A 24,244-nucleotide genomic window follows, 5' to 3' on the forward strand; every position below is an offset into this window, starting at 1 on the left:
GGCGCGATGCCAGGAAATCGATCGGCTATCGCACGAGGCGGGCAGTTTATTGAATCGACAACGTCATAGCCACTTCTGTGGCGATGGCAATCGTGCAAGTCGCATCTACCGCAAAGCCAAACACTGGCGCTAATTGCACTTTGCTGTTGGAGCGGACTCAGGGTACGGATAGAATCCGTGCGGAAAAGTGATCGGAGCGCTCGCAGTTACAGGATTTCAGCTCCGTCATCACGTCAAATCTCGGCTAACACCGGCCAAAATCAAGATAGCAGACGCCTTTTGCTTCGAAATGGAGAGCACCCATGCAACAGATCAACAACCTCGCAGCGAAGATCGACAAGTTCAAGTCGCAGATAAACGCTTCGGTGCAGCGCGTGGTCGACAGCGGTTGGGTGGTATTAGGGCCGGAAGTCAAACGCTTTGAAACAGCATTCGCAGAATATCTGCAGGCTGGACACTGCATCAGCGTCGCCAATGGAACCGACGCCATCGAGCTGGCGCTCAAGGCACTCGGTGTCGCTGAAGGCGATCAGGTCGCTACAGTGGCCAATGCCGGCATGTACACCACCACATCGGTACTGGCCATCGGCGCAACTCCGCTGTTCATGGACGTCGACCTGGACACTCATGTGGTCACATTGGCGAGCGTCAAGCAAGCGATCGAAACCGGGGCCAAAGCCGTTGTCGTTACCCACCTGTACGGTCTCGCAGTGCCGGACATCAAGGCCATCGCCGCGTACTGCGCGGCGCACAAGGTTGCTCTGCTGGAAGATTGCGCCCAGGCTCATGGCGCCGAGCGCGATGGTCAGCGGGTGGGTACCTTCGGGGACGCTTCCAGTTTCAGCTTCTATCCCACGAAGAATCTCGGAGCCCTGGGCGACGGCGGCGCTGTCGTGACCAATTCGGCTGCAATTGCCCAGCGTGTTGCGCAATTGCGCCAATACGGGTGGTCATCCAAGTATTGCGTGGAGCTCGCAGGCGCCCGCAATAGTCGCCTCGATGAAATGCAGGCGGCCATCCTGTCCGAATTTCTGCCGCACCTTGATGAGGGCAATGCGCGCCGCCGCGAAATCGCCCAGCGTTACCGCACCGAGATTCGCCACGGTGACATCAACCACGCGCCAGACACGGGCCTGGCCTCGGTTGCCCACCTGTACGTGATCAAGTCGCCGAAACGTGACGCTCTGCAAAAACACCTGCGTGAAGCGCAGATCGCCTCCGACGTGCACTACCCGATCCCCGACTACAAACAGCCGGTATTCGGCCAACAGTTCGCCGGTCTCAACCTGGTCAACACCGAGCAACTGGCTTCGGTCATCCTCACGCTGCCTTGCTACCCGGAAATGACCGACGCCGAAGTCAGCAACGTGATTGCAGCCGTCAATGGATGGACTGCATGAGATATTCCGTCATCGTTCCAGTCTATAAAAACGCTGATTCGATTCCCCGGCTGATCCAGGCTCTGACCGACATGAACACCACACTCGAGAATCAGCTCGAGGTGGTGTTTGTGGTGGATGGCAGCCCTGATGACTCGTTCCTGTTGCTCAAACAGGCTTTGGGTAGCATGAAGTTTTCTGCACAATTGCTCGCGCACTCGCGCAACTTCGGGTCGTTCCCTGCCATTCGCACCGGCCTGATGGCTGCCAAGGGTGATTATTTCGGAGTGATGGCCGCCGACCTGCAAGAGCCGCCAGAACTCTTGATCAGTTTTTTCAAGTCGCTGTCCGACGATGAATGCGACGTTGCCATCGGTACGCGCAATGCCCGCCAGGATCCGTTCTCCAGCCGGATGGCGTCGTCGATCTTCTGGGGCCTGTATCGCCGCCTGGTGGTGCACGACATGCCTGCAGGAGGGGTCGACATCTTCGGCTGCAACAAGGCGTTTCGCGAGCAGTTGCTGCAGCTGAACGAGTCGCGCTCGTCGCTGATTGCGCTTATTTTCTGGCTCGGCTTCCGGCGCAAGTTTATCGAATACGAACGGCAGACACGCCTGGAAGGCAAATCGGCGTGGACCTTCAAGAAGAAACTCGAGTACATGATGGACAGTGTGTTCGCGTTTACCGATTACCCGATCAGACTGCTCACACGCATGGGCGCCATGGGTTCGCTCATTTCGCTGTTCATCGGCTTCATGGTGGTCATTGCGAAGTTGTCTGGAGCTATCGAAGTGCCAGGGTATGCCGCCACCATGCTGGTGGTGCTCTTGTTGGGCACACTCAATCTGCTCGGCCTGGGGCTCGTGGGCACCTATGCCTGGCGCGCCTACGAAAACAGCAAGCAGCGACCGCTTGCCATCGTCTGCATGAAACTCGACAACAAGGAACATTCCAATGACTGAGCCGTTCATCCACGCCAGCGCCGATGTAAAGAGTTCGAAGATCGGCAAGAACACTCGCATCTGGCAATACGTTGTGGTCTTCCCGGACGCGGTGATCGGTGACGACGTCAACGTCTGCTCGCACTCACTGATTGAAAATGACGTGGTGATCGGTGATCGCACCACCATCAAGTCCGGTGTTTACGTGTGGGACGGCTTGCGGATCGGTTCCGACGTATTCATCGGCCCGAACGCCACGTTCACCAACGACAAGTTCCCACGCTCCAAGGTATATCCGGAGTCGTTTTCGCAGACGGTCATCCAGGACGGCGCCTCGATTGGCGGCGGCGCGGTCATTCTGCCTGGCATCACCATCGGTACCGGCGCAATGGTGGGTGCAGGTGCGGTCGTTACCAAGTCCGTACCTCCGTACGCCATCGTGACTGGCTCTCCGGCGCGTATAACTGGCTACGTGGAAAACTCCGCATCCAGTGATGCCACCAAGACTCCTGCTGTCAAAACCCAGGAGCAGGATGATGCGGTAGTGCGTATCGGCGTCGGCGATGTCACCACCCACCGCTTCAAATACATTGCGGACATGCGCGGCGACCTCTCCGTAGGTGAGTTTCACAAGGAAATTCCGTTTACCCCCAAGCGTTACTTTCTCGTGTTCAATGTTCCGAGCCAGAAAACCCGCGGCGAGCATGCCCACCACAAGTGCCACCAGTTCCTGATTTGCGTCAAAGGCAGTTGCGCAGTAGTAGTAGATGACGGCACCAACCGTGCCGAAGTGTTGCTCGACGCTCCGAACAAAGGCATCTATCTGCCGCCACTGACCTGGGGTATCCAGTACAAATATTCCGAAGATGCGGTACTGCTGGTGTTCACCTCGGACTATTACGAAGCTGACGATTACATCCGTGATTATTCAGAGTTCACCAAGCTGACTGCCAAAAAAAGCGCGCCGTGACCACACTGAAAAACAATCCGCAAGTTCGCCGCTGGATCAGCTTCCTGATCGGCGGCGGGCTCAATACCGGAATAACCTACTGCCTCTATCTGTTGCTCTGCTATGTGATCAACTACCAGATAGCCTATGCGATCGCCTATGTTGCCGGAATAGTCTTTGCCTACTTCTTCAACTCGAAAGTCGTGTTCAAGGTCGAGCACTCGGTGATCGGCATGCTTGTTTATCCGACCATTTATCTCGTGCAGTACGTACTCGGCGCAGTTTTACTCAATGTGCTGGTCGAGCACTTGAATATGCACAAGGCTGTTGCACCGATTCTGGTCATATTGCTTCTCCTACCCTCAAGTTACCTTCTAAACAAAGTCGTTCTTAAGGCAACTCATAAAACCAAGCCCGCGAAGGATTAACAGGCGCCCCATGACATCAACTAATCTGGCGTTCACGCCGACGTCGTCGTTGCAGCGCAGAACGGCGCTGACTTTGCTGGCGCATTTCGGCCCGGCTTTACTGACAGTCTTTTTCATGTGGCTGCCGTTTGGCTTCGCGCTGACAGGCCTGCTCGAAGAATGGGGTGTCATCGGTCTGTTCAGCAGAATCGGCGTGTTTTTCGTGACCGATGTGACCAGTGCGATGCCGGCACATGCACTGCGCCCATTGACCATTTTCCCACACGCTCTTGGCTACTTTCTGGACCCGGACACGTTCAATTACTGGCATGTGCTGTTGATCATCGCTCTGGTCATCAAGGGATGGGCGCTGAGCGTCATCGCCACGCGCATCACGGGCGCATTGAAATGGGGCATGCTGGCAAGCATTCTGGTCATCGTTTTTCCTGCCGACACCATGCAGCTGTCGTTCAGATCGATTCACATCAACTGGGCATTGAGTCTGGTTCTGCTCGCCAGCGTCACCTTTTTGCATGCGCTTGACCAGCGCAGTCGCGCGCGCGCTTTTACATTCAGCATTCTCTCCAGCCTCCTGCTCGCTGCAGGCTGCGCAATGTATGAAGTCGCCTTGCTGCTGGCCGCTATTCCGGCACTGGTCGTCTTCGTTCAAGTCGGCTTCAGCGGGCTGATACCCCATCTCAAGCGATTTTTCGCCCACTACCTGATCTGGGCCGCCGGAGCGGTCGCCTACATCGCCTACGTCATCCATACCGCTCCGCTGGTCCAGACCTATCAAGGCGCAGTCGTCGGCGATAGCGCCCTGGCCTCGCTGAAGAGCCACTACAGCAAGATTTTCACTCTGGGCCTGGGACACAGCATCATCGGTGGCTGGATAGACGCTGTACGCATCACGCTCCGCGAAATCAGCAGCTACTGGTATCTGGCCCTCGCCACTCTGGTGCTGCTGGTTCTGATCCAGGTCGTCGCCCGTAAGTCGACCGCCCTGACTTCCGCAAACGAAAACGGCCGTAGCTGGTCCATGCTGGGTCGCATGATCGTCGTTGGCCTGTTGCTGATTTGCATGGGCTACCTGCCCTTCATCTTCAACCTCGCTCACATGTCGGTCAGCCAGCGGACCTTCCTCTACGCAGCGCCTGGCGCAACCCTGTTTTTCCTCGCCCTGTTGGTCGCTGTGGACCGCTATTCGAAGATCGCCAGCACGGCTGTGGCGGCACTGCTTGTTTGCACAGGTCTGGCGGCCCAGCTGTTCCAGTTTCAGCACTACATCGACATTTCGCAAAGACAACAACGCGTGCTGAAAGACATCGTCGAAAATTTCGATGGCAATGCTGTCAATAAAACGTTGGTGATCCTTGATTATTCCAATGAGCTGAACCATGACTGGATGTTCTTGAACCCCAATCTTTCAGCGGCTCTTTTCCACATCTACGGCAAGCCTGTCGACACTCTCGAGGTTTGCTATATGCCGAGTCATGAATGGCAGCAAACCGACTCGCTGGCACGCAAGGGTACCTGTGAACAAACCGCAGAGGGCTGGACATTTCACTATCCAACCCCCGCTGGCGGCCCGGGAGTTGCGACTACGCAGCAACTACCTGACAGGAAACTGGCAAAAGCCGACGTCGTGACGGTCGCCGTTGGCAAACCAGATCCGGCACCGACTACACCGGAACTGGAGGTCTACCGTCGCAACCTTGCCTCCAATGTATTGCCGATTTCAGCGCGACTGCATGGCATTACTGAAAGTGCACCGTGGTTCAATTTCTTCACGTTCCGCACTCAGGAACACCGAGACGAATACTTCTGGGGCTTCGGCAAATACTGGAGCCTGGACGCGCCTATTGCAGGATCTGGCTGGCGCAACACGGAATGGGAGGCAAGCCGAGTCGGGCATACCTCGTCCGCCTGGAAAAACGCTCCCCATGCCACACTGAATTTTGACTTGGCGCCGACCCCGGGCCCTTACGCAATCAGTGGTCTGTTCAACGCATTTGCCAATGAAAAAATTCGTGCCGAAATGCAGGTTTTGGTCAACGGTACCGTCATACCGGTGCAGTGGAGCGCGGACGGCAGCTTCGGAGGTGATTTGAATCCGCAATTGCTCAAGACCGGGCGCAATGTCATCGAGTTCGTGTCGGCAGTGGATAACAACTACTACGGACTTTCAGCCAGATTGGACTGGGTAAAAATAGCCAAGCAGCGCTGACCCGTAGCTCCGACAAGCCGTTTGATCCTGGATACTTCTTCGCAGGTATCCGGGATACCGGCAACTTTAAATTATTCCCGCCGAGGACTGGCCTACCTGGATCCCGGCGTATCGCGCAAAGGCATTTGCAATGATTACGAAGTCTTCGGTAAAGACTAGCGAGCCAGGCACGCTTTCCCGGCACACATTTACGAGCCGCTGTCTCGCCGATATCCTGCCTGCCATAGTTGTGGTACTGATACTTTGGCTGCCCTTCGGATTCGCCCTGACAGGCTTGCTGGAGGAATGGGGAATTCTGGGCCTGTTCGTCAATAACGGTGTGTTCTTTTTCACCGGAACCACCAGCCCTCTTGCACCCCACGCGCTCCGACCGCTGACGATTTTCCCTCAGGCTGTTGCCTACTGGCTGGACAGCAACTCGTTCGATTACTGGCATGTATTGCTGATGATTGCCTTGGTCATCAAAGGCTCTGCGGTCAGCTACCTCCTGAGAAATCTGACAGGCAGTATGAAGTTAGGGATGATTGCCAGTGTTCTGGTGATCATCTATCCCGCGGATACCATGCAGCTGTCGTTTCGCGCGATTCATATCAATTGGGCACTCAGCCTGGCTCTGCTGGGCAGCGCCTTGTTCCTTTTTGCTCTGAACCTGCAACGCAAGCTTCATGCGGGACTGGTCAGCACTCTTGGCGCCACTCTTTTCTCTGCCGCCTGCTTCATGTACGAAGCGTCGTTGTTGCTCGCTTGTATTCCGGCACTGGTCATTTATTCAAAAGTAGGCATGAAGCGCGCACTGCAACAAGTGCTGCACAAGGCAACTAACCACGGAATCTGGCTGCTCGGCGTGGGCGTTTATCTGGCTTACGTCATACATACCGCGCCCCTGGTGAAAAGCTATCAAAGCAGTCTGGCCGGGAAGGATCTCGTATCTACCCTGACCGCCAACTTTCCCAAGCTGTTCAGCGTTGGACTGGTGCGCAGTAGCCTTGGTGGCTGGTTTGATGCCGCCAGAATCACCGTTCTGGAATTTGTTAACTACGGTTATCTGATCACCAGCAGCCTGCTGTTGACTCTCCTCATCATCCTTCTCGCCAAGCGTTACGCTCAACCGGCTGGACCAGCGCGCTTTGCCGATCTGTCAATGAATGCGCGGCTCGCGCTATCGGGATTGGCGCTACTGCTGCTAGGTTACGCTCCGTTTTTACTTTCCGGCGCACACCTCGTCATAAATCAGCGGACGTTTCTGTTCGCCACGCCGGGCGCAGTTCTGCTGTGGCTCGCGGTCATCAACACCGGCTTAAGTCTCTCCAGACCGCTTACCAATGCCTGCATAGGTTTTCTGTTTGTCACTGGCATTTCATTTCAGCTTTATCAGTTTCACCACTACGTTGAAATCTCAAAAAAACAGATGGGTATCCTGAAAGACATTGCCAATCACTTCGACGGGCAACTCAACAACAGGACAATGCTGATTCTTGATTACGGCAATCAGCTCAACCATACATGGATGTTTATCGCCGACGGCCTTAACGGTTCGCTTTCATACCTTTACGGCAAACCCGTCTCAAACATTCAGGTCTGTCACATGCCCAGCGGCGAATGGCAGCAGACCGACGCCGTACAAAGAAAAGGTCGATGCATCCAGGGCGATAACGGTTGGACGTTCGAATATCCAACGTCGGTTAGTGGCCCTGGCTTTCCGACTACAACCCAGCCGAAGAGCCTTATCATTGCAAAATCGGATATCGTCACTGTAGAGATCGGCAGGCAAACGCAGGCTGAGTCCTCCACAGATGCATCCAACATCACTAAGCCAGTAATGCCTGCGAACGTGCTGCCCGACCGCTATCAAAGCATCGTTGATGTAATGAATAAAAAGACTCACTTCATCCGCTTCAAGGACATGGTCGTCAACGATGACTATCGGTGGTCATTCGGGAAATGGTGGAGCATGGAACTTCCAACTCAAGGGTCAGGCTGGCGCGAAACGAGTTGGGATGTGAAATACTTTCATCACCAGCCATCAGCCTGGAAGAGCGAAAAGCAGTCCAGCCTGATATTCAGGTTCGCTCCGAAAGATGGTCGGCAATACGTTCTCGAGGGCAGATTCAGTCTGCTACTAAACAATGCGATCATGAACAGCATGGCGATATCGATCAATGGTTCACCCGTTATTCTTTCGTGGGGCGAAATGGGCAAATTCAAGGCAGTGATTGATCAAGGCGTACTGCACCACGGCCCCAACGTCATCGAGTTCAGCTCATTGACCGATGACAACTATTTCGGATTGTCCGCAATTCTGGAAGGAATCCACATCTCCAGACAACATTGAGCTGAAGCCAATAGCGGAAACAGGCGTTAGAAAATCCTGGACGCCTGTGATGCTGCTATCTGACAGACAGTCAGCGCTCAATCACGCGGGGCGCGGAAGCACTAGCCTTGATGACTTTGCGGTAGACAGCGGCGTAGGCCTTCACCATGTTTTCAGCTGCAAACACGCTTTTATATCGCTGCATTGCTTGACGCCCCATCTGCAGAGCCAACGGGGTGTCATGCCAAAGCCGATTCATTGCCTCAGCCAATCCGTCAGAGCTGCGCGGAGCGACCACGAGACCGGTTTCACCAGCGATATTGATAAAGGTTGTACCCGAGCCGATTTCACAGGAAATGAGCGGTTTGCCGTACATCGCCGCCTCAAGCAGCGAGATGCCAAATGACTCCGAACGCAAGTGTGATGGAAATACAAAGGCATAACACAGCGTCAACAGCGCAGCCTTGTCCTCATCACCCAAGCCTCCCAGAAAATGCACATTGGCAAGGCCGAGCCGCGCAGCCTGCTCTTTTAGTTCGGACTCCTGATGCCCCCCCCCGAGGATCACCACTGGCAATCCGCTGATCTTTGCCGCATCCAGCAGGTAATCGAGCCCCTTGTAATATCGCAAGGCACCGACGAACAGGAAGAACTTCGAACCTACCCGGCTCCGCCAGAAATCAAGCCTGGTTTCGGGGACGACCGGATAGGTAGCCCTGTCCAACCCATAAGGAATGATTTCGACCTTGTCGCGGAACCGTGACAGCACCGGACTGCTTTGCGCGTAGTTAGGTGAAGACGCCACGATACAATCCACGCTGGAGAGAAAGCGGTTCATCAGTGGCTGATACAACTTGAGCAGTGTCTTTTGCTTGACGATATCGGAGTGATAACTGAGTACCGAGGGTTTGCCATGCCGAGTCGCAAAATGGGCTAGGTCCATATAAGGCCAAGGGAAGTGGTAATGCACCACATCAGCCTCTTTGGCCAACTGCGAAAAGTCCTTGAACGCGGACAGAGAGAATCCCGTCGAGGCAACATGCATATCCAGCCTGGAGCGATGGGTCAGGTGATTACCCACTGGTTCATTACGAGCAGCGCCCCGCTCACTGAGGTACAGCACTTCGGAGGAAAACCCGTGTTCCGCGCCGCCTTGGGCTATCTGGAAAATGACCTGCTCGATCCCGCCCATCGTTTCCGGGTAATAGGTTTTGAAGAAGTGCAGAACCTTGATCATTTGGCGTCGATAACCTTTTGGTAGACCTGCAGGGTTTCTCGAGCACAACGCTCCCAGGAAAAGCCTTGCGCGTGCTTCATTCCCTTGATGACGGCGGCATCGCGCCAACATTGATCGGTCAGCCCGCGCTCGATAAGACCGGTCAGCGCTTCAACGTCCAGCGCGGCGCACATCAGCGCAGCATCACCCGCCACCTCAGGCAGCGAGGAACTATTGGAGCAGACCACCGGCACCCCGGAGCTCATGGCTTCCAGAACCGGTAGACCGAAACCTTCATAAAGCGACGGAAACGCGAACAGACGTGCACCGGCAAACAGCAGGGGCAAGTCTGCACTGGGAACGAATCCGAGATAATGCGCCCAGCCTTCACGCCTGGCGCTTTCGAGCTTCTCGTGAATCGCGTCGTTGCGCCAACCGTGATACCCAGTAAGGATCAACGGCCAACGGGTTCGCGATGCAAGGGGCAATCGACCATAGGCGGCGAGCAACGTCTCGATGTTCTTGCGCGGCTCGATCGTACCGACGAAAAGCGTGTAGCCATCGGGCTTCAAGCCATGGCGTGCAAGCACATCGCGAAGCTCATGCGGCGCGCGAGGAAAGAACTCCGGAGAGCTGGCCAGCGGCACAGTATGGATTCGTTCGATGGGCCAGGAAAAATAGCTGGCCAGTTCCTGTCGCGTGAATTCCGAATCAGTGATCAAAGCATCGGCCCTGACCAGTGTGGTTTTCAGCTCTTTTTGCAGGTAACGGACTAACTGCGGCGCGTGACAATGCGCCCAGGTGAAGGGCGACAGATCGTGAAACGTTGCCACGCTGCGCCCGGCAAAAGGCGGCAGATAATAATTGGGGCTGTGGTAAAGAAAATCCCCATGCCCTTTCAGGGCAGCCTTGCGCAACATCGGCATTAACAACCGATAAGCTTCCACCGCCAGAAAGTTCTTCTGCACCGCGCGCTTCAAGCCGTAACCGCTGCCCGACTCATTGGAAGCGGTGGGAAGTTCAGGCAGAAAACGTCGACCGGCAAAAAATTGCAGGTCGGTAATTTCAGGACTTTGCTGAAGTCTCAGCGCAAGTTCATAGGTATAGCGACCGATGCCAGTCAGCGGAAAGCGGATCGGCTCAACTGAAAGAACTAGCTTCATTTATTCCGCCGCAAGCATCCAGCTCAGAGTTTCTTCCAGCCTTGGCGTGTCCCAGCCCTGAACCAGCCCACAAAGACGGGTATTGTCGCCGCACAGAATTTTGACTTCGTTGGCTCGGACAAACGCCGGGTTCACTTCGACTGCAAGCTGATGCCCCGTGATAGCCGAACACATGTCGATCACTTCACGCAGGGAATGACTTTTGCCCGAACTCACATTGACCGTCTGGCCAACAGGCCGCGCCTCGATCAAACCGCGATAAGCCTTGACCACAGCACGCACATCGCTGAAGTCGCGAGATACATCAAGGTTGCCCAGCTCGATCTTGTCCGCACGCTGCCGGAAATGAGCGACGATCTTCGGCAGCAGAAAGCTCTCGGCCTGGCCGACACCGGTGTAATTGAAAGGACGTGTCACCACTATCGGCAAGCGGTTATGCCAAAGACTGGCCATGTATTCCATGGCCAGTTTGCTGACTGCGTAATCGTTGGCCGGCGCTGGCGGTGTGGATTCACTGAGCAACCCCGCCGAAGCATTGCCATAGACATTGGCACTGCTTGCCAGCAGCACGCAGTCCGGCACCTTGCCACAAGCTGCGACGGCTTCCAGCAGGTGACGGGTGCCGATGAGATTGACACGGTAGAACGTATCGGCCGCACCGTGAGCCACAAAGGCGAGTGCGGCCAGATGAATTACCACGTCGGGTTGAATAGTTGCCAGTAACTCGCGCAAGGCAGAACCGTCAGCCAGATCAACCTGATAATAGCCAGGTTCATCCGACGGTTGTGTACCCATCCCTATCACTTCATAACCACCGGCTTTGAGCTCGGCAGCCATGTACCGCCCGGTGAAACCTTGAATACCTGTGATCAACGCGCGTTTACCGGCAATACTCATCAGAACGAAAACCCTTTCTCATTTCGACGCAGATCCGCCTCGACCATCATGCGGCACAGCTCTTCAAGCGTGGTTTTTGGCTCCCAGCCCAGCGCCGCTTTGGCTTTGGCAGGGTTGCCGATCAACAGCTCGACTTCGGTAGGACGATAGAATTTCGGGTTGATCGTGACCAACACCTTGCCAGTCGCCAGGTCTGTGCCCTTCTCGTCTTCAGCCGCACCGCTCCAGGCCAGATCGATCCCGACAGCTTTGAAGGCCATGGTCACGAAATCGCGCACGGTTTCGGTACGGTTGGTCGCGAGTACAAAAGTATCCGGTTCGTCTGCCTGCAGCATGCGCCACATGCCTTCGACGTACTCTTTGGCAAAGCCCCAGTCACGCTTGGCGTCCAGATTGCCGAGTTCCATCTTGTCGAGCAGGCCCAGCTTGATCTTCGCCACGGAGTCGGTGATCTTGCGGGTAACGAACTCGCGTCCGCGCAGTGGCGACTCGTGGTTGAACAAAATGCCGCTGGTGGCAAAGATGTTGTAGGACTCGCGGTAGTTGATGGTCATCCAGTGCGCGTACAGTTTGGCAACGCCGTAAGGACTGCGCGGGTAGAAAGGTGTGCTTTCGATCTGTGGAATCGCCTGCACCTTGCCGAACATCTCGGAAGTCGACGCCTGGTAGAAACGCACTTTCGGATTGACGATCCGGATCGCTTCCAGAAGGTTCACACACCCCATGCCGGTAATGTCACCGGTAGTCAGAGGCTGATCGAATGACACGCCAACGAAACTCTGGGCTGCAAGGTTGTAAACCTCAGTCGCTTCAGTGGTCTGAAGCAGACGGATGCTGGCCGACAGATCGGTCAGGTCGTACTCGACCAGATGCAGATTGGGATGCTTTTCAATACCCAGCTCCTCAATGCGCCAGAAGTTGACAGAACTGGTTCGACGGTAGGTGCCGTACACCGTATAACCTTTTTCCAGCAGCAGTTCCGCCAGATAGGCGCCGTCTTGCCCAGTAATGCCGGTAACGATAGCTTTCATGCGAATCCTCTAAACTCCATTAGAGAGCCTTTGCCAGGCTCCGTTGTGTCATGTGCGCCCATTGAGCTCTAAGTCGAAGAGCCATGAAATCTTGCAGATCATACAGAATGCGGCTCGGAACGACGATACCAAAGCTGTTCGCCAGGCGTAACAGGATCATTATGCCAGCAGCCCATGACATTCCTCCGCACGTCGAGGATTGCATTCTGCCCGATCCATGCCACGCCTACACGGATATATAAATCAAGAAGTTGCTGCTACCGATCGAAATCCCCCAGCTCGTGCGACAGGCAATAAAGAAATAACTCAGAAAGAGTGACACTCCCCGCACCCAAGCCTAAAATGGCGTGTTTTTTTGATCAACAATCTGGTGCTATTAATGCGCAATGGTTCAGTAAGTATCGCCGTGTCGGACATCATCGCCGCGACGAGACGGTACGCTTTAGTAGGGATGCTAGGCTGGCAGGACGTTCGACAGCGCTATAGAAGGTCGGCACTCGGACCGTTCTGGCTGACTATCAGCATGGGCGTCATGATCGCCACCATCGGTGTGGTTTTCGGTCAGATTTTCAATTCTCCGATTCAGGAATTCCTGCCCTTTCTCGCTATCGGCATGATTCTCTGGAGCTTCATGTCGACGGTGATCACCGAAGGCTGCACCGGCTTCATCGCCGCCGAAGGCATCATCAAGCAATTACCGATCCCCCTGTTTGCCCACATCATGCGCATGATCTGGCGCAACATCCTGATTCTGGGTCACAACATCGTGATCTTTCCACTGGTACTGCTGGCCGTCGGCAAACCGCTGACCTGGTTGGCCCTGATCAGCATTCCGGGTTTTTTCCTGGCACTGCTCAACTTGACCTGGATCGCCCTTCTGCTGGGCATTCTGTGTGCGCGCTACCGTGATCTGCCCCAGATTGTCGGAAGTTTGTTGCAAGTCGTGTTTTACCTCACGCCAATCATGTGGATGCCAAGCTTGCTGCCGCAACGGGCAGGTCTGTACCTGCTTGATCTGAACCCGGCCTACCATGTCATGTCGGTGGTTCGATCCCCGCTGATCGGGCAGTTGCCCACCGCCACCAACTGGTGGGTTTCCCTGGGCATGGCCGTCGTCGGCTGGGCTTTCGCGCTCGTGGTTTACGGCCGTTACAAGCGCCGCATCGCATACTGGCTCTGAGAAGAACGACTAATGTCCTTGATCGAATTCAAAAATGTCTGTGTAGATTTTCCGATCTATAACGCGAACGGGCGCTCGCTGAAAAAGCGTCTGATGCAAGTGGCTACCGGCGGTCAGTTAGGTGCGGATCAACAGGGCCGAGTGATTGTCAGAGCTCTGGAAGACCTGACGTTCACCCTCCGCGACGGGGATCGGGTCGGCCTCCTTGGACACAACGGCGCAGGCAAGAGCACCCTGCTGCGCTTGCTCAGCAGCGTGTACGAACCTTCCTCCGGCACCGCCGTGATCAAGGGAGAAATCGGCTCGTTGATCGACATATCACTGGGTACGGATCCGGAAGCGACCGGCCGGGAAAACATTTTCCTGCGCGGCGGCATTCTTGGCATGACCAAGTCGGAGATCGCCGAAAAGCTCGACGAGATCATCGAATTCTCCGAGCTTGGTGATTTCGTCGACATGCCGATCCGCACTTATTCGTCAGGGATGCACTTGCGTCTGGCGTTTGCGGTTTCGACGACGATAAAACCGGAAATCCTGTTGATGGACGAATGGCTTTCGGTGGGTGATGAAGGCTTCAAGCACAAAGCCGAAATCCGCATGAACGAGCTGGTGAAATCGACCAATATCCTGGTGATTGCCAGCCACTCACGCGAACTTGTCATGCACACCTGCAATCGAGTGCTGTGGCTTGAGCACGGGAAAATAAAAATGGATGGCGACCCGGCGACGGTCACCGCGGCTTATTTCGGAGCTTGAGGCAGATGAACAGCATTAAGCGCAACGGCGTGGATATACAAGTGGCTTTCACGCTGGCCTCCAGCCGCCTGCACGCCAAGAACCTCATTGAAACGGGGGCTGATGTCCCGGCGGAGGTCGTAGCGACCAAGCCAGGCATGAAACTGATCGTACGCCACTATACGAAACAGGCGCTTGTGCGTATTGCGCATCGCCTTGTCAGAGCGGCCCGACCGGTCACGCGCCCACTATTGTTCCGCCTGCGCAACTACTTCACCTCCACCCTCCGCCAGGAAATGCTGGAAGAGTTCACCAAGCTGCAGAAAATTCAGTACCAGCAGCACCAGCAGATCGTTCTCGAATTTCAGCGCCTGGCGAACTCGGCGAAGATACAGACCCGACTGTCGCAAAAAATCTTTTCCGGCCAGCACTCGCTGGAAAGCCTGCAACAACAACTGGACCGTATCGAACAGAAATGTGCGGGCGTCGACCGTCAACCGGCTGTCGATTCGCTTCAGGGCGAGGCCACGGCCGCTCCTCGACAAGCCAGAGGTGAAGGTGCATGAAAAGTGAAGTGATCGTCGTCGGTGCCGGCGGGCACGCCAAGGTGTGTATCGAATTGCTGCGAGCCCAAGGCGATAGCGTCGCTTACTGCGTAGGTAATCCGGACAGTCCGGATACCTGCCTGGGAGTTCCCGTACTTAAAAATGACGAACACCTTGCGGCGCTTCGCAAGGATGGCTACGAAAAGGCGTTCATCGCGATCGGGTCCAATTCAGTGCGAAACAAGCTGGCCGCGAAGGCGGCCCAGTTAGGGTTTGGCCTGGTCAATGCGATCAGTCCGGCAGCAGTGGTTTCACCTTCAGCTAATTTGGGAAGGGGAATCGCCGTCATGGCTGGCGCCGTTATCAACGCCGAGGCGAAAATTTCGGACCTGTGCATCGTCAATACCGGCGCCACTATCGATCACGATTGCGTGATTGGCGAGGCGGTCCATATTGCTCCGCAATGCGCGCTGGCGGGCAATGTGCATGTGGGCAATTTCAGCTTTATCGGTGTCGGCAGCAAAATCATTCCCGAGGTTCATATTGGTGAGTCGGTGATGGTAGGTGCTGGCAGCGTCGTCATTTCGAACATCGGGTCGGCAACCACAGTCGTAGGCGTGCCAGCCAAAGCTCTACACAAAATTTGAAGGAACAAGCATGAATCGTATTTCTGTTGCACAACCGAAGCTTGCCGGAAACGAACGTAAGTATGTGCTGGATTGCCTGGATACCAACTGGATTTCCTCGAACGGCAAATACATCGGCGCCTTCGAAGAAAGCTTCGCAGCATTCTGCGGCGTCAAGCATGCGATCGCGACCAACAACGGCACCACTGCACTGCACCTCGCATTGGTCGTGCTCGACCTGCAACCGGGCGATGAAGTCATCATTCCGACAGTGACCTACATTGCCACTGCCAATGCCGTGCGCTACTGCGGAGCGACGCCAGTATTGGTGGACGTGTGCGCCGATACGATGAACATCGATCCGCAGACAATCGAAAGCAAGATCACCGCGAAGACCAAAGGCATCATCCCGGTGCACCTGTACGGTCACCCTGCGCAGATGGATGTCGTCAACGACATCGCCCGCAAACACAACCTGTGGGTAGTGGAAGACGCGGCCGAAGCACATGGCGCCGAGGTCAAGGGCAGCAAGGTTGGCAGCCTCGGCACGTGCGCAACCTTCAGTTTTTTTGGCAACAAGATCGTCACCACCGGTGAAGGCGGCATGATTACCACCAACGATGATGAACTGGCAGCGAAACTGCGCCTGTTCCGTGGTCAGGGTATGGATCCGAAGCGTCGTTACTGGTTTCCAGTGGTCGGCTACAACTACCGCATGACCAACATTCAGGCAGCGATCGGTCTGGCGCAAATGGAACACATTGATACTGCCCTGGCTGATCGTGATCGGCTCGCTGGCTGGTACAACGAAGCGCTGGCCGAGCTTGCTGGCAAAATCGTGTTGCCGACCGAGGCCTCCTGGGCCAAACAGGTTTTCTGGATGTACAACATCTTCCTGAGCGATGGCGACGAGCACAAACGTGACGAAGTCATGCAAAAGCTTGATGCCATGGGTATCGAAACCCGCCCGGTCTTCTACCCGATGCACGTGCTGCCACCGTACAAGGAAGACAGTACCTACCCTGTTGCAGACTTGTGGTCGGGACGGGGCATCAATTTGCCGACGCATCAGGACCTGACTCAGGATGACATCATCAGAATTGCAGCCAGCCTGCGTGAGGTCCTGGCCGACTGATGAAAATCGCCCTTTGCTCCACATTCGTGCCCTTCATCAGAGGGGGCGGAAGGAATATTGTCGACTGGCTGGCTTCCACGCTGACGGCAGCCGGCCATCAGGTCGAAGTCGTCTACTTGCCCGAACTGGATGCGCCGGATCTGTTGTTTCAACAGATGATGGCGTTGCGTTGGGTCGATCTGCAGAGCGCTGACCGGGTGATATGTTTCCGGCCACAGTCGCACCTGATTCCCCATCCGCACAAGATCCTCTGGTTCATCCATCATATTCGTGCGTTCTACGATATGTGGGACAGCCCGTACCGCGATTTCCCGGACAATGCCAAGCATCGCGCAATTCGCGATGCGCTGGTGGATGCCGATACCCGAGCCCTGGGCGAAGCAAAGGCAATCTTCACCAATTCGAAGGTCGTATCCAAGCGCCTCAAGACCTACAACGACTTCGATAGCGAGGTGCTTTACCCTCCGGTCTTCGAGTCGGAGCGTTTTTTTTGCGCTGGCTACAACGATGAAATCGCTTACATCTGCCGCCTTGAACATCACAAGCGCCAACACCTGCTGATCGACGCACTGAACTATACGACGACGCCGGTCCGCCTGCGGTTGCTGGGTACGGGCGCGGGTCCTGACTACGGTATCGCCCTGCGCGAAAAAATCGAAGAGTACGGCCTTTCAGACCGAGTGACCCTGGATGATCGCTGGATCACCGAAGAAGAAAAGGTTGCGCAGCTGTCGGTTTGCCTGGCTGCCGCCTACCTTCCGGTCGATGAAGACTCCTACGGCTATCCCAGCCTCGAAGCCAGTCACGCGGAAAAACCGATTCTCACCACTACCGACTCGGGTGGCGTTCTGGAATTGGTTCAGGATGGCTATAACGGCTATATCGCCGAGCCGACTCCAGAGTCTCTGGCCGCTGCGATGGACAAACTTTACAGGGATCGAAGTCTGACCGAAGCCATGGGCAAGAATGCCCGGCAGCGCCTGGTTGACTTGAAAATTTCCTGGTCACATGTGCTGGAGCGTCTGTTGGCATGAAAGTCCTGATTGTGAACAACATGGCTCCGTTCATCTGGGGCGGCGCCGAAGAACTGGCGGTCAATCTGCAAAGAAACCTGCTCATGGCCGGTCACGACGCCGAAGTCATGCGCATCCCGGCTCAGTGGGAACCGGCATCGCGCATCCCCTCCCAGATGCTGCTGACCCGCACGCTGGAAATCTTCAATACCGATCACGTCATCGCCTTGAAATTCCCGGCGTACCTGGTTCGCCACCACCGCAAATCACTGTGGCTGCTGCACCAGTATCGTCAGGCCTATGACCTTTACGACGTCGGCCAGACCAACCTGCCGGCAGACAAAAGCGGCACCGACATTCGCAACGCCATTATCAACGCGGACAACGAAACATTCGCGGAGAGCCGCAACATCTACACCAACTCCGAAGTGACCAGACAGCGGTTGTTCAAGTACAACGGCTTCGACTCGCAGGTGTTATTGCCGCCTGTAAACGATCCTGAAGCATTCACCGGCGGTGAATATGACGATTACATATTTGCCGGCGGACGCGTCAACGGCATGAAGCGTCAGCACTTGCTGCTGCGAGCACTTGCCAAAGCCGACAAACGGGTCAAGCTGGTCATTGCCGGGCCTCCCGAGTCGCACGCCGACACGCTGCAATTGCATTCGATCATCAATGAATTCGGCCTTCATGATCGCGTCAAACTTGACCTTGGATTCCTGCCGCGCTCCACCTACGTCAATTATGTCAATCGTGCACTCGCCGTTGCTTACATTCCGTTCGATGAAGACTCCCTGGGTTACGTCGCGATGGAAGCCGCCACTGCGCGCAAAGCACTGATCACGACGACGGACAGCGGTGGCATTCTGGGCCTGGTCAATCCACAGGAGTCCGGATGGCGAGCAGAACCCACTGCAGAAAGTCTGGCAGAAGCGATGAATGCGGCATTCGAAAGCAAAACCCGAACCATCGAATACGGCGAAGGCGCGGAGGCGCTGTGGAATACCCTGGGCATCAACTGGCCCGAGACCATAGAGGCGCTACTTAAATGAAACTGGTCATTTTTACCCCCGGCGTCAAATCCTCCGCCATCGGAAGGATGACTCGTCTCGTGGTTCGCGCCCTGCTCAGTCAGCAGCACCACATTGTGCTGGTGCGCACTGAAAGCCCGCATGTTCTCGACAAAGAGGCTCATGACTTCGGTTGCACTGTCATTGCCTGGACGGATGAAGAGCGGGTTGGCACCGAAGTGGCGGACGCTGACTGCCTCGTTTACCAGATCGGCGACAACTACGAGTTTCACGAAGGTGGCGTGGCCTGGCTTCACAAAGCCCCGGGCATTGTCTGCCTGCATGACTTCTTCCTCGGCCATCTTTTCTGGGGTTGGGCGCAGCAACGGCGCGATGAGGCCCATCACATCCTGACGCAGTGGTACGGACGCAGAATCGCCACCGACTACTTCAACGTCAGCGACAGTGCGACCTTCATCAATTCGACGCAAGAAACCGCACCGCTGACCGAATGGATCAGTTCGATGGCCACCGGCGTGATTACCCATAGCAACTGGGGATGCAAGCGGGTAATGGCCGCGTGCGCGGGTCCGGTTTTTGTGACGCCGCTGGCCTACGATGCTCCTGGGGCTGTCGACGGGCAACCGGTACAAAATGACAATCGCAAGTTGCGGTTGCTGACCATCGGCCACGTCAACCCCAACAAACGCGTGGAAAGTTGCATCAAGGCCATTGCCAGCAACGCCTCACTTCGAAAGAACGTGAGTTACCGTCTGGTGGGGGCGATCCTTCCGGATGTCGAACGGAAATTGACCGAAATGGCCGCCAAAGCCGGGGTCGAGCTTATTATTTCCAACGAAGTCGATGACGCCGCTTTGTCAGAGGCCATTCGCGAAGCTGACGTTATCAGTTGCCTGCGCTGGCCCAGCCTCGAAGCGGCTTCAGCCTCTGCGATCGAAGCGATGCTGTACGGTAAAGCCACCATCGTTACCGACACCGGCTTTTACAGCGAACTGCCCGATCAGTACGTATTGAAGGTATCGCCTGAAAGGGAAATAGAAGATCTGAAGAAGATCCTTCTATCACTGCGCAGCAGCCCCTCCTCGGCGATCGATATCGGCAAGCAGGCGCAAACGTGGGCACAGGAGACATTCACGGCCGAGAACTACGCCCATAAACTTGTGCAGGCGGTGCCTGTCGCGCTTCGGGCGAAGGTGATCATTTCAGCGGTCGACCATTTTGCGACCATCATCGAGAAATGGTCAGCAAGCCCCGAATTGCTCGGTACGCCCGAGATTCTCAAGTCGCTGAATCTGTTCAACACCAATACGATTGCCTAAATACCAGCATGCGGTGGATCGACCCTGATCCACCGCATGCTGTAATCGTTACTTCAGGCTATCGAAAACAAACTGCGCCGTCTCTTTCCAGGCAACGGGTTTGTAATCACGCTTTATGGCCGCTTCCTTGGCCGCCAGCGCCAGCGGATCGAACGCATACTTATGCAGTTCAGCCACCCAAGCCGACACATCCCATGGCTCCAGGTAGTCCAGCAGCTGCCCGCCTACTTCTGGAATCGAAGCCGCACTGGAGGCCAGGCAGTACTTGCCGGCAGCCAGACTTTCGGCAACAGGCAATCCCCATCCTTCATACAATGAAGGGAACGCAGTCATCATGCAGTTGCGGTACAAGTGCATGAGGTCTGAGTCCGAAACGTTATTGAGAATGCGTATGTAATCCTGAGTTCTCGGATCAAGCGAGATGTCCGATAACAAGTCACCCACGCCCCAACCCGGCATTCCGACGAAGACCAGTTTAGGCAGATCCTGAACACCGCTATCGATCAGGCGGGTATAGGCGCGGTAAAGCACTTCATGGTTCTTGCGGCGCTCGATCGTGGAAACGAACAGGACGAAACGCTCTTTCAATAATGTTTCGACGTCAGGGCTGACAGCGTCGCTCAACTCGTGAGACAGCTGACAGCCCAACTTGACCACCGCCGTTTCAGGAACCGGTGCACCCAATTCGTCGAGCAACGCGATCAGATCCTTGCGCGTGCATTCGGAAATGCACAGGATCTTGTCCGCGCACCAGGCGACGTCAGCAAAGTAATTGGCAAACTTGGCCGCAACATCACCCACGCACAAGTGTGGCAGCCTCACCGGAATCACGTCGTAGCAGAAGAGAATGACGCGCAAACCGACCTGATTCTTCAACTCATAGAGATGTACAAGGTCTTTATTGTCCCAGTCCAGCCCCACCGATATATAGCTGTCACCTTTGGCAAAGGGATGGCCGCCACTGTGCATTTTGCGTGATGCAGGATTGAATACATGGCTGCGCTGGGCCGGTTTGAAAAAAGCCCGTGCGGCCGAAATCAAATGGCGGACGCCGATCACCGCTTCCACGATGGAGGTACGGCGCAGCTGGAAAAACTGATAGATACGCCCGCTCAACTTGGGAGGCAGGCGGTTCAGTACCTTGGTCGCCTTTTCTTTCAGGCGCGCCTCTATCGAACGTTTATTGGTAGTGCCGGCAACTGTCCGGCCTGGCGCTGCCGCGTGAACCCCGGAAATTCTCTTCAGGGTTTTTGCCACATCGGCCGCATCGATCGCGCTGTATCCGGTGGCATGACTGAAGAAGCAGAACTTCACCTCTTCCCCCGCCGCAATCAGTTCGAGCGCATGGGCCGCAGCCTCTGCCTCGGTACGAATAATGCCTACGGCTGGCCGACGCCAGCCAAGAATGGTTGTTACATCAAACCAAGTGGTCATGCTTGCGCCTTCTGAACGATAACGTCTGCCGCTGTACGCGGAATTGATTCCAGACTCCGAGCCCACGTCAATGGCTCACGCGATGCTCTGTCCGGGCCGTCACCACTGATCGTCGCAGGCCCGGTGAGACGCGCGCGGATTGCCGCATGAAACTCGTGTGGCGTACGCGCAACGCTGATCTCGGGAAGCAGAAGATGCTGTTCAAAACCACGAAATGCCGCTTCGGTTCCGATGACGTACTTGCCAGAGTAAATGGCTTCGGCGGTTTTGATATTCGAGCCGCCGCCGTGGGGGATCGGTAACAGAAATGCGTGCGCAAGTGTCTTGACGGCGTCCAGATCTTCGTCCGGCAGCATGTACAGCAGTTGCAGGCGCGACAGGTTCAGTTGCCCCCAGCGACTGTCGCGAAGTGTGGTTTCGAGGTGCTCACATACACTGCCGACCACCACCAGTTTGCTGTCCGGAGGAATGCACGCCAGAGAACTGCCGAGGCATTCATTGAAACCCTTGAAGTTGGGCGGATGAGCACTGGCAACATAGAGAATCCAGGGCGACTGCGGCAGCCGCTCTTTCCAACTGACGAGCAACTCCGCCCTGGCCGACCACGGCGCGATACCGTTGGACGCCAGCAGCGGTCTTTTCGCGCCCCAGACCTTGAGAATATCGAAATCGGCCTGGGTTACCGCCACGGCAATATCTGCTTCCAGCGTTGCCTTGCGCTCGAGCGTCTCGATGTCGGCGATCACCGATTCGGCGCCCTTGATGCCATAGCTGTCGAGAATCTCCTGCTTCAGCGGAGCCTCGATGTTCTGCGAACCGTAAATGAGGCACGCATTGGCGTATTGCGGCATCTGGCGGATCTTCAGCACCAGCGGCCATAGCCATGGCTGCTCGACATGAATGACGTCGATCACTGGCGGCAGTTTCTTGAGAATGTCAGCAAACCCGCCCTGCTCCGACGCTGCGAATTCCCCGGACAGCAAATCGTTGATCAGTGGCACATACGTGCCCTTGTATTTCCTGAAATCGCTGCCAGCCGGAAAGCTGACATCGTTGGCACCCAGGGTAGATGGCGGATAACCTTCCGGCTCATATACCGCCAGATGAGTTACATCCCAACCATTTTCGCGAAAGGTCTTGGCGATGTTGGCGACCCGGACCTGTCCGCCGTGGCGGGGACTGGCAATCGGGTACGTGCTTAGCAATAAAACCGTTTTCAAAATGGCAACCTATAGAAATGATATTTCGCAACCCGCGCCCGCATCGCTGTGCTTCGCTCACCAAAGCACGGGCGCTGCTGAATACCAGACGGGCGAAGCTTCAAGCCCCTTTGATCAACAACTCGATCTCTTTCAGACGCGCCCACATCAATGCCTGATCGCCACGGGTTTCGACGTTGAGGCGCAACAGCGGCTCGGTGTTGGAGCCACGCAGGTTGAAGCGCCAGTCGGCAAACGACACGCTGATGCCGTCAGTCCTGTCGAGCGCGGGATTGAGCGGCAGGAAATGCTCCAGGACTTTGTGCAGCATCGCCGGCACATCTTCAACGCGATAATTGATCTCGCCGGTGCATGGATAAGCGGCAATACGCTCATCGACCAGTTGCGCCAAGCTCTTGCCAGTGCTGGACATCAGGGCCGTGACCAACAACCAGGGGATCATCCCGCTGTCACAATAGGCGAAATCACGGAAATAGTGGTGGGCGCTCATTTCGCCGCCATAAATGGCGTCCTCGATACGCATGCGCTCTTTGATAAAGGCATGTCCGGTCTTGCACAGCACCGGTACCCCGCCCGCTTGCTCGACCTGCTCGATGGTGTTCCAGGTCAGCCTCGGGTCATGAATGATCTTGCTGCCCGGGTGTTGCTTGAGGAGCATTTCCGCCAGCAGACCGACCAGGTAATAACCTTCGATAAACCGGCCTGTTTCATCGAAAAAGAAACAGCGGTCGAAATCCCCATCCCAGGCCAACCCGACATCGCAGCCATTTTCAAGCAATGCCTGGCGCGTCAGCTCGCGATTTTCCGGCAACAGAGGGTTGGGCACGCCATTGGGGAAGTGACCGTCCGGCTCGGCATTGATCAGCGTCCATTCGAATGGCAACTTGCCCATCAACTCCTGCAGGACCGGCCCGGCAGCACCGTTGCCAGGGTCTGCGAGGATCTTCAGCGGCTTGAGGTTCGCCACGTTGATGTAAGTCAGCAAGTGGTCGATGTAACGGCTTTTAACGAACGCCTCACGCACATTACCTACGGCATCCGCCAACGCGCCAAGGTCACCACTCTCTACCCGATCACGGATGGCGTTCAGCCCGGTGTCACCGCTGATGGGACGTGACTGCGACTTGACGAGTTTCATCCCGTTATAGCCTTTGGGATTGTGACTCGCCGTGATCATTACGCCACCATCGGCATTGAAGGCACTGGTGGCGAAATAGACTTCTTCAGTTCCGCACAGGCCAATGTCGATGACATCGGCACCTGCCTCTCTCAGTCCACGGGCCATCGCCTCGGCCAGCATCGGACTTTCCAGTCGCATATCGCGCCCCAGCACGATGCTTTTGGCTTGCAACTCAACGACCATGGCCCGGCCGATCCGGTAAGCGACATCCTCATTCAGATCGACCGGTACTTCACCACGGATGTCATAAGCCTTGAAGCAGCGGGTCTTGATAGGGGTATGCATTTCGATCTCTTGCCTGG

General features: G+C 55.8%; 21 protein-coding genes. 14 read left to right on the forward strand and 7 right to left on the reverse strand.

The window, feature by feature from the left end:
• Positions 1–302 precede the first annotated feature (302 nt).
• From AC0IXA_RS17345 to AC0IXA_RS17370, 6 genes are all read left to right on the forward strand, one after another.
• On the forward strand, positions 303–1,400 hold the full coding sequence (locus AC0IXA_RS17345) for a DegT/DnrJ/EryC1/StrS family aminotransferase (RefSeq protein ID WP_341639364.1): 1,098 nt from the start codon (positions 303–305) through the stop codon (positions 1,398–1,400).
• Positions 1,397–2,341, forward strand: a complete 945-nt coding sequence (locus tag AC0IXA_RS17350; RefSeq protein WP_341639363.1) for a glycosyltransferase family 2 protein — start codon at positions 1,397–1,399, stop codon at positions 2,339–2,341. Before AC0IXA_RS17345 ends, AC0IXA_RS17350 begins: the two co-directional genes overlap by 4 nt.
• On the forward strand, positions 2,334–3,290 hold the full coding sequence (locus AC0IXA_RS17355; RefSeq protein ID WP_471814025.1) for a WxcM-like domain-containing protein: 957 nt from the start codon (positions 2,334–2,336) through the stop codon (positions 3,288–3,290). Before AC0IXA_RS17350 ends, AC0IXA_RS17355 begins: the two co-directional genes overlap by 8 nt.
• The gene (locus tag AC0IXA_RS17360) at positions 3,287–3,697 is read left to right on the forward strand and encodes a GtrA family protein (protein ID WP_471814027.1); all 411 of its coding nucleotides are present in this window, start codon (positions 3,287–3,289) and stop codon (positions 3,695–3,697) included. Before AC0IXA_RS17355 ends, AC0IXA_RS17360 begins: the two co-directional genes overlap by 4 nt.
• A gap of 10 nt (positions 3,698–3,707) precedes the next feature.
• A complete protein-coding gene (locus AC0IXA_RS17365; protein WP_471814029.1) occupies positions 3,708–5,903 on the forward strand; it encodes a hypothetical protein in 2,196 nt (731 codons plus the stop codon).
• A gap of 130 nt (positions 5,904–6,033) precedes the next feature.
• Positions 6,034–8,235, forward strand: a complete 2,202-nt coding sequence (locus AC0IXA_RS17370; RefSeq protein ID WP_471814031.1) for a hypothetical protein — start codon at positions 6,034–6,036, stop codon at positions 8,233–8,235.
• Between the two features lie 70 nt (positions 8,236–8,305).
• Here the strand turns inward: AC0IXA_RS17370 and AC0IXA_RS17375 are convergent, their stop codons facing one another.
• From AC0IXA_RS17375 to gmd, 4 genes are read right to left on the reverse strand one after another with little or no spacing between them, the layout of a single operon-like run.
• Positions 8,306–9,451, reverse strand: coding sequence for a glycosyltransferase family 4 protein (locus AC0IXA_RS17375; RefSeq protein ID WP_471814033.1), 1,146 nt, complete (start codon positions 9,449–9,451; stop codon positions 8,306–8,308).
• Complete coding sequence (locus AC0IXA_RS17380; RefSeq protein ID WP_341639358.1) at positions 9,448–10,593, reverse strand: glycosyltransferase family 4 protein; 1,146 nt, start codon at positions 10,591–10,593, stop codon at positions 9,448–9,450. The genes AC0IXA_RS17375 and AC0IXA_RS17380 overlap by 4 nt, the downstream gene beginning before the upstream one ends.
• Complete coding sequence (locus AC0IXA_RS17385) at positions 10,594–11,490, reverse strand: GDP-mannose 4,6-dehydratase (protein WP_341639357.1); 897 nt, start codon at positions 11,488–11,490, stop codon at positions 10,594–10,596.
• Positions 11,490–12,521: a GDP-mannose 4,6-dehydratase gene (gene gmd, locus AC0IXA_RS17390; RefSeq protein WP_039760002.1), complete on the reverse strand. Its 1,032-nt coding sequence runs from the start codon at positions 12,519–12,521 to the stop codon at positions 11,490–11,492. Before gmd ends, AC0IXA_RS17385 begins: the two co-directional genes overlap by 1 nt.
• Before the next feature lie 355 nt (positions 12,522–12,876).
• On the opposite strand from gmd, the gene AC0IXA_RS17395 reads away from it, so the two are divergent.
• The 8 genes from AC0IXA_RS17395 to AC0IXA_RS17430 are packed head-to-tail and all read left to right on the forward strand — an operon-like array spanning position 12,877 to position 20,108.
• The gene (locus AC0IXA_RS17395) at positions 12,877–13,701 is read left to right on the forward strand and encodes an ABC transporter permease (RefSeq protein WP_227972800.1); all 825 of its coding nucleotides are present in this window, start codon (positions 12,877–12,879) and stop codon (positions 13,699–13,701) included.
• A 12-nt stretch (positions 13,702–13,713) separates the two neighbouring features.
• A complete protein-coding gene (locus AC0IXA_RS17400) occupies positions 13,714–14,457 on the forward strand; it encodes an ABC transporter ATP-binding protein (protein WP_039760008.1) in 744 nt (247 codons plus the stop codon).
• A 5-nt stretch (positions 14,458–14,462) separates the two neighbouring features.
• The gene (locus AC0IXA_RS17405; RefSeq protein WP_341639356.1) at positions 14,463–15,002 is read left to right on the forward strand and encodes a hypothetical protein; all 540 of its coding nucleotides are present in this window, start codon (positions 14,463–14,465) and stop codon (positions 15,000–15,002) included.
• Positions 14,999–15,628, forward strand: a complete 630-nt coding sequence (locus tag AC0IXA_RS17410) for an acetyltransferase (protein WP_471814037.1) — start codon at positions 14,999–15,001, stop codon at positions 15,626–15,628. Before AC0IXA_RS17405 ends, AC0IXA_RS17410 begins: the two co-directional genes overlap by 4 nt.
• Positions 15,629–15,638: 10 nt before the next feature.
• Positions 15,639–16,742 (forward strand): DegT/DnrJ/EryC1/StrS family aminotransferase, encoded by a 1,104-nt coding sequence (locus AC0IXA_RS17415; RefSeq protein WP_471814039.1) that lies wholly within the window; start codon positions 15,639–15,641, stop codon positions 16,740–16,742.
• Entirely contained in the window at positions 16,742–17,776 is a 1,035-nt protein-coding gene (locus tag AC0IXA_RS17420; protein WP_310405685.1) for a glycosyltransferase family 4 protein, read from the forward strand. The genes AC0IXA_RS17415 and AC0IXA_RS17420 overlap by 1 nt, the downstream gene beginning before the upstream one ends.
• Complete coding sequence (locus tag AC0IXA_RS17425) at positions 17,773–18,810, forward strand: glycosyltransferase family 4 protein (RefSeq protein WP_471814041.1); 1,038 nt, start codon at positions 17,773–17,775, stop codon at positions 18,808–18,810. The genes AC0IXA_RS17420 and AC0IXA_RS17425 overlap by 4 nt, the downstream gene beginning before the upstream one ends.
• Complete coding sequence (locus tag AC0IXA_RS17430; protein WP_471814043.1) at positions 18,807–20,108, forward strand: glycosyltransferase; 1,302 nt, start codon at positions 18,807–18,809, stop codon at positions 20,106–20,108. Before AC0IXA_RS17425 ends, AC0IXA_RS17430 begins: the two co-directional genes overlap by 4 nt.
• A gap of 48 nt (positions 20,109–20,156) precedes the next feature.
• On the opposite strand, the gene AC0IXA_RS17435 is transcribed toward AC0IXA_RS17430, so the two are convergent.
• From AC0IXA_RS17435 to AC0IXA_RS17445, 3 genes are all read right to left on the reverse strand, one after another.
• Complete coding sequence (locus AC0IXA_RS17435) at positions 20,157–21,542, reverse strand: glycosyltransferase family 4 protein (RefSeq protein ID WP_471814045.1); 1,386 nt, start codon at positions 21,540–21,542, stop codon at positions 20,157–20,159.
• Complete coding sequence (locus AC0IXA_RS17440) at positions 21,539–22,762, reverse strand: glycosyltransferase family protein (RefSeq protein ID WP_471814047.1); 1,224 nt, start codon at positions 22,760–22,762, stop codon at positions 21,539–21,541. Before AC0IXA_RS17440 ends, AC0IXA_RS17435 begins: the two co-directional genes overlap by 4 nt.
• A gap of 100 nt (positions 22,763–22,862) precedes the next feature.
• Positions 22,863–24,227, reverse strand: coding sequence for a phosphohexomutase domain-containing protein (locus AC0IXA_RS17445; RefSeq protein WP_460154425.1), 1,365 nt, complete (start codon positions 24,225–24,227; stop codon positions 22,863–22,865).
• Between the last annotated feature and the right edge of the window lie 17 nt (positions 24,228–24,244).

The organism is Pseudomonas sp. AC083, assembly GCF_979253165.1.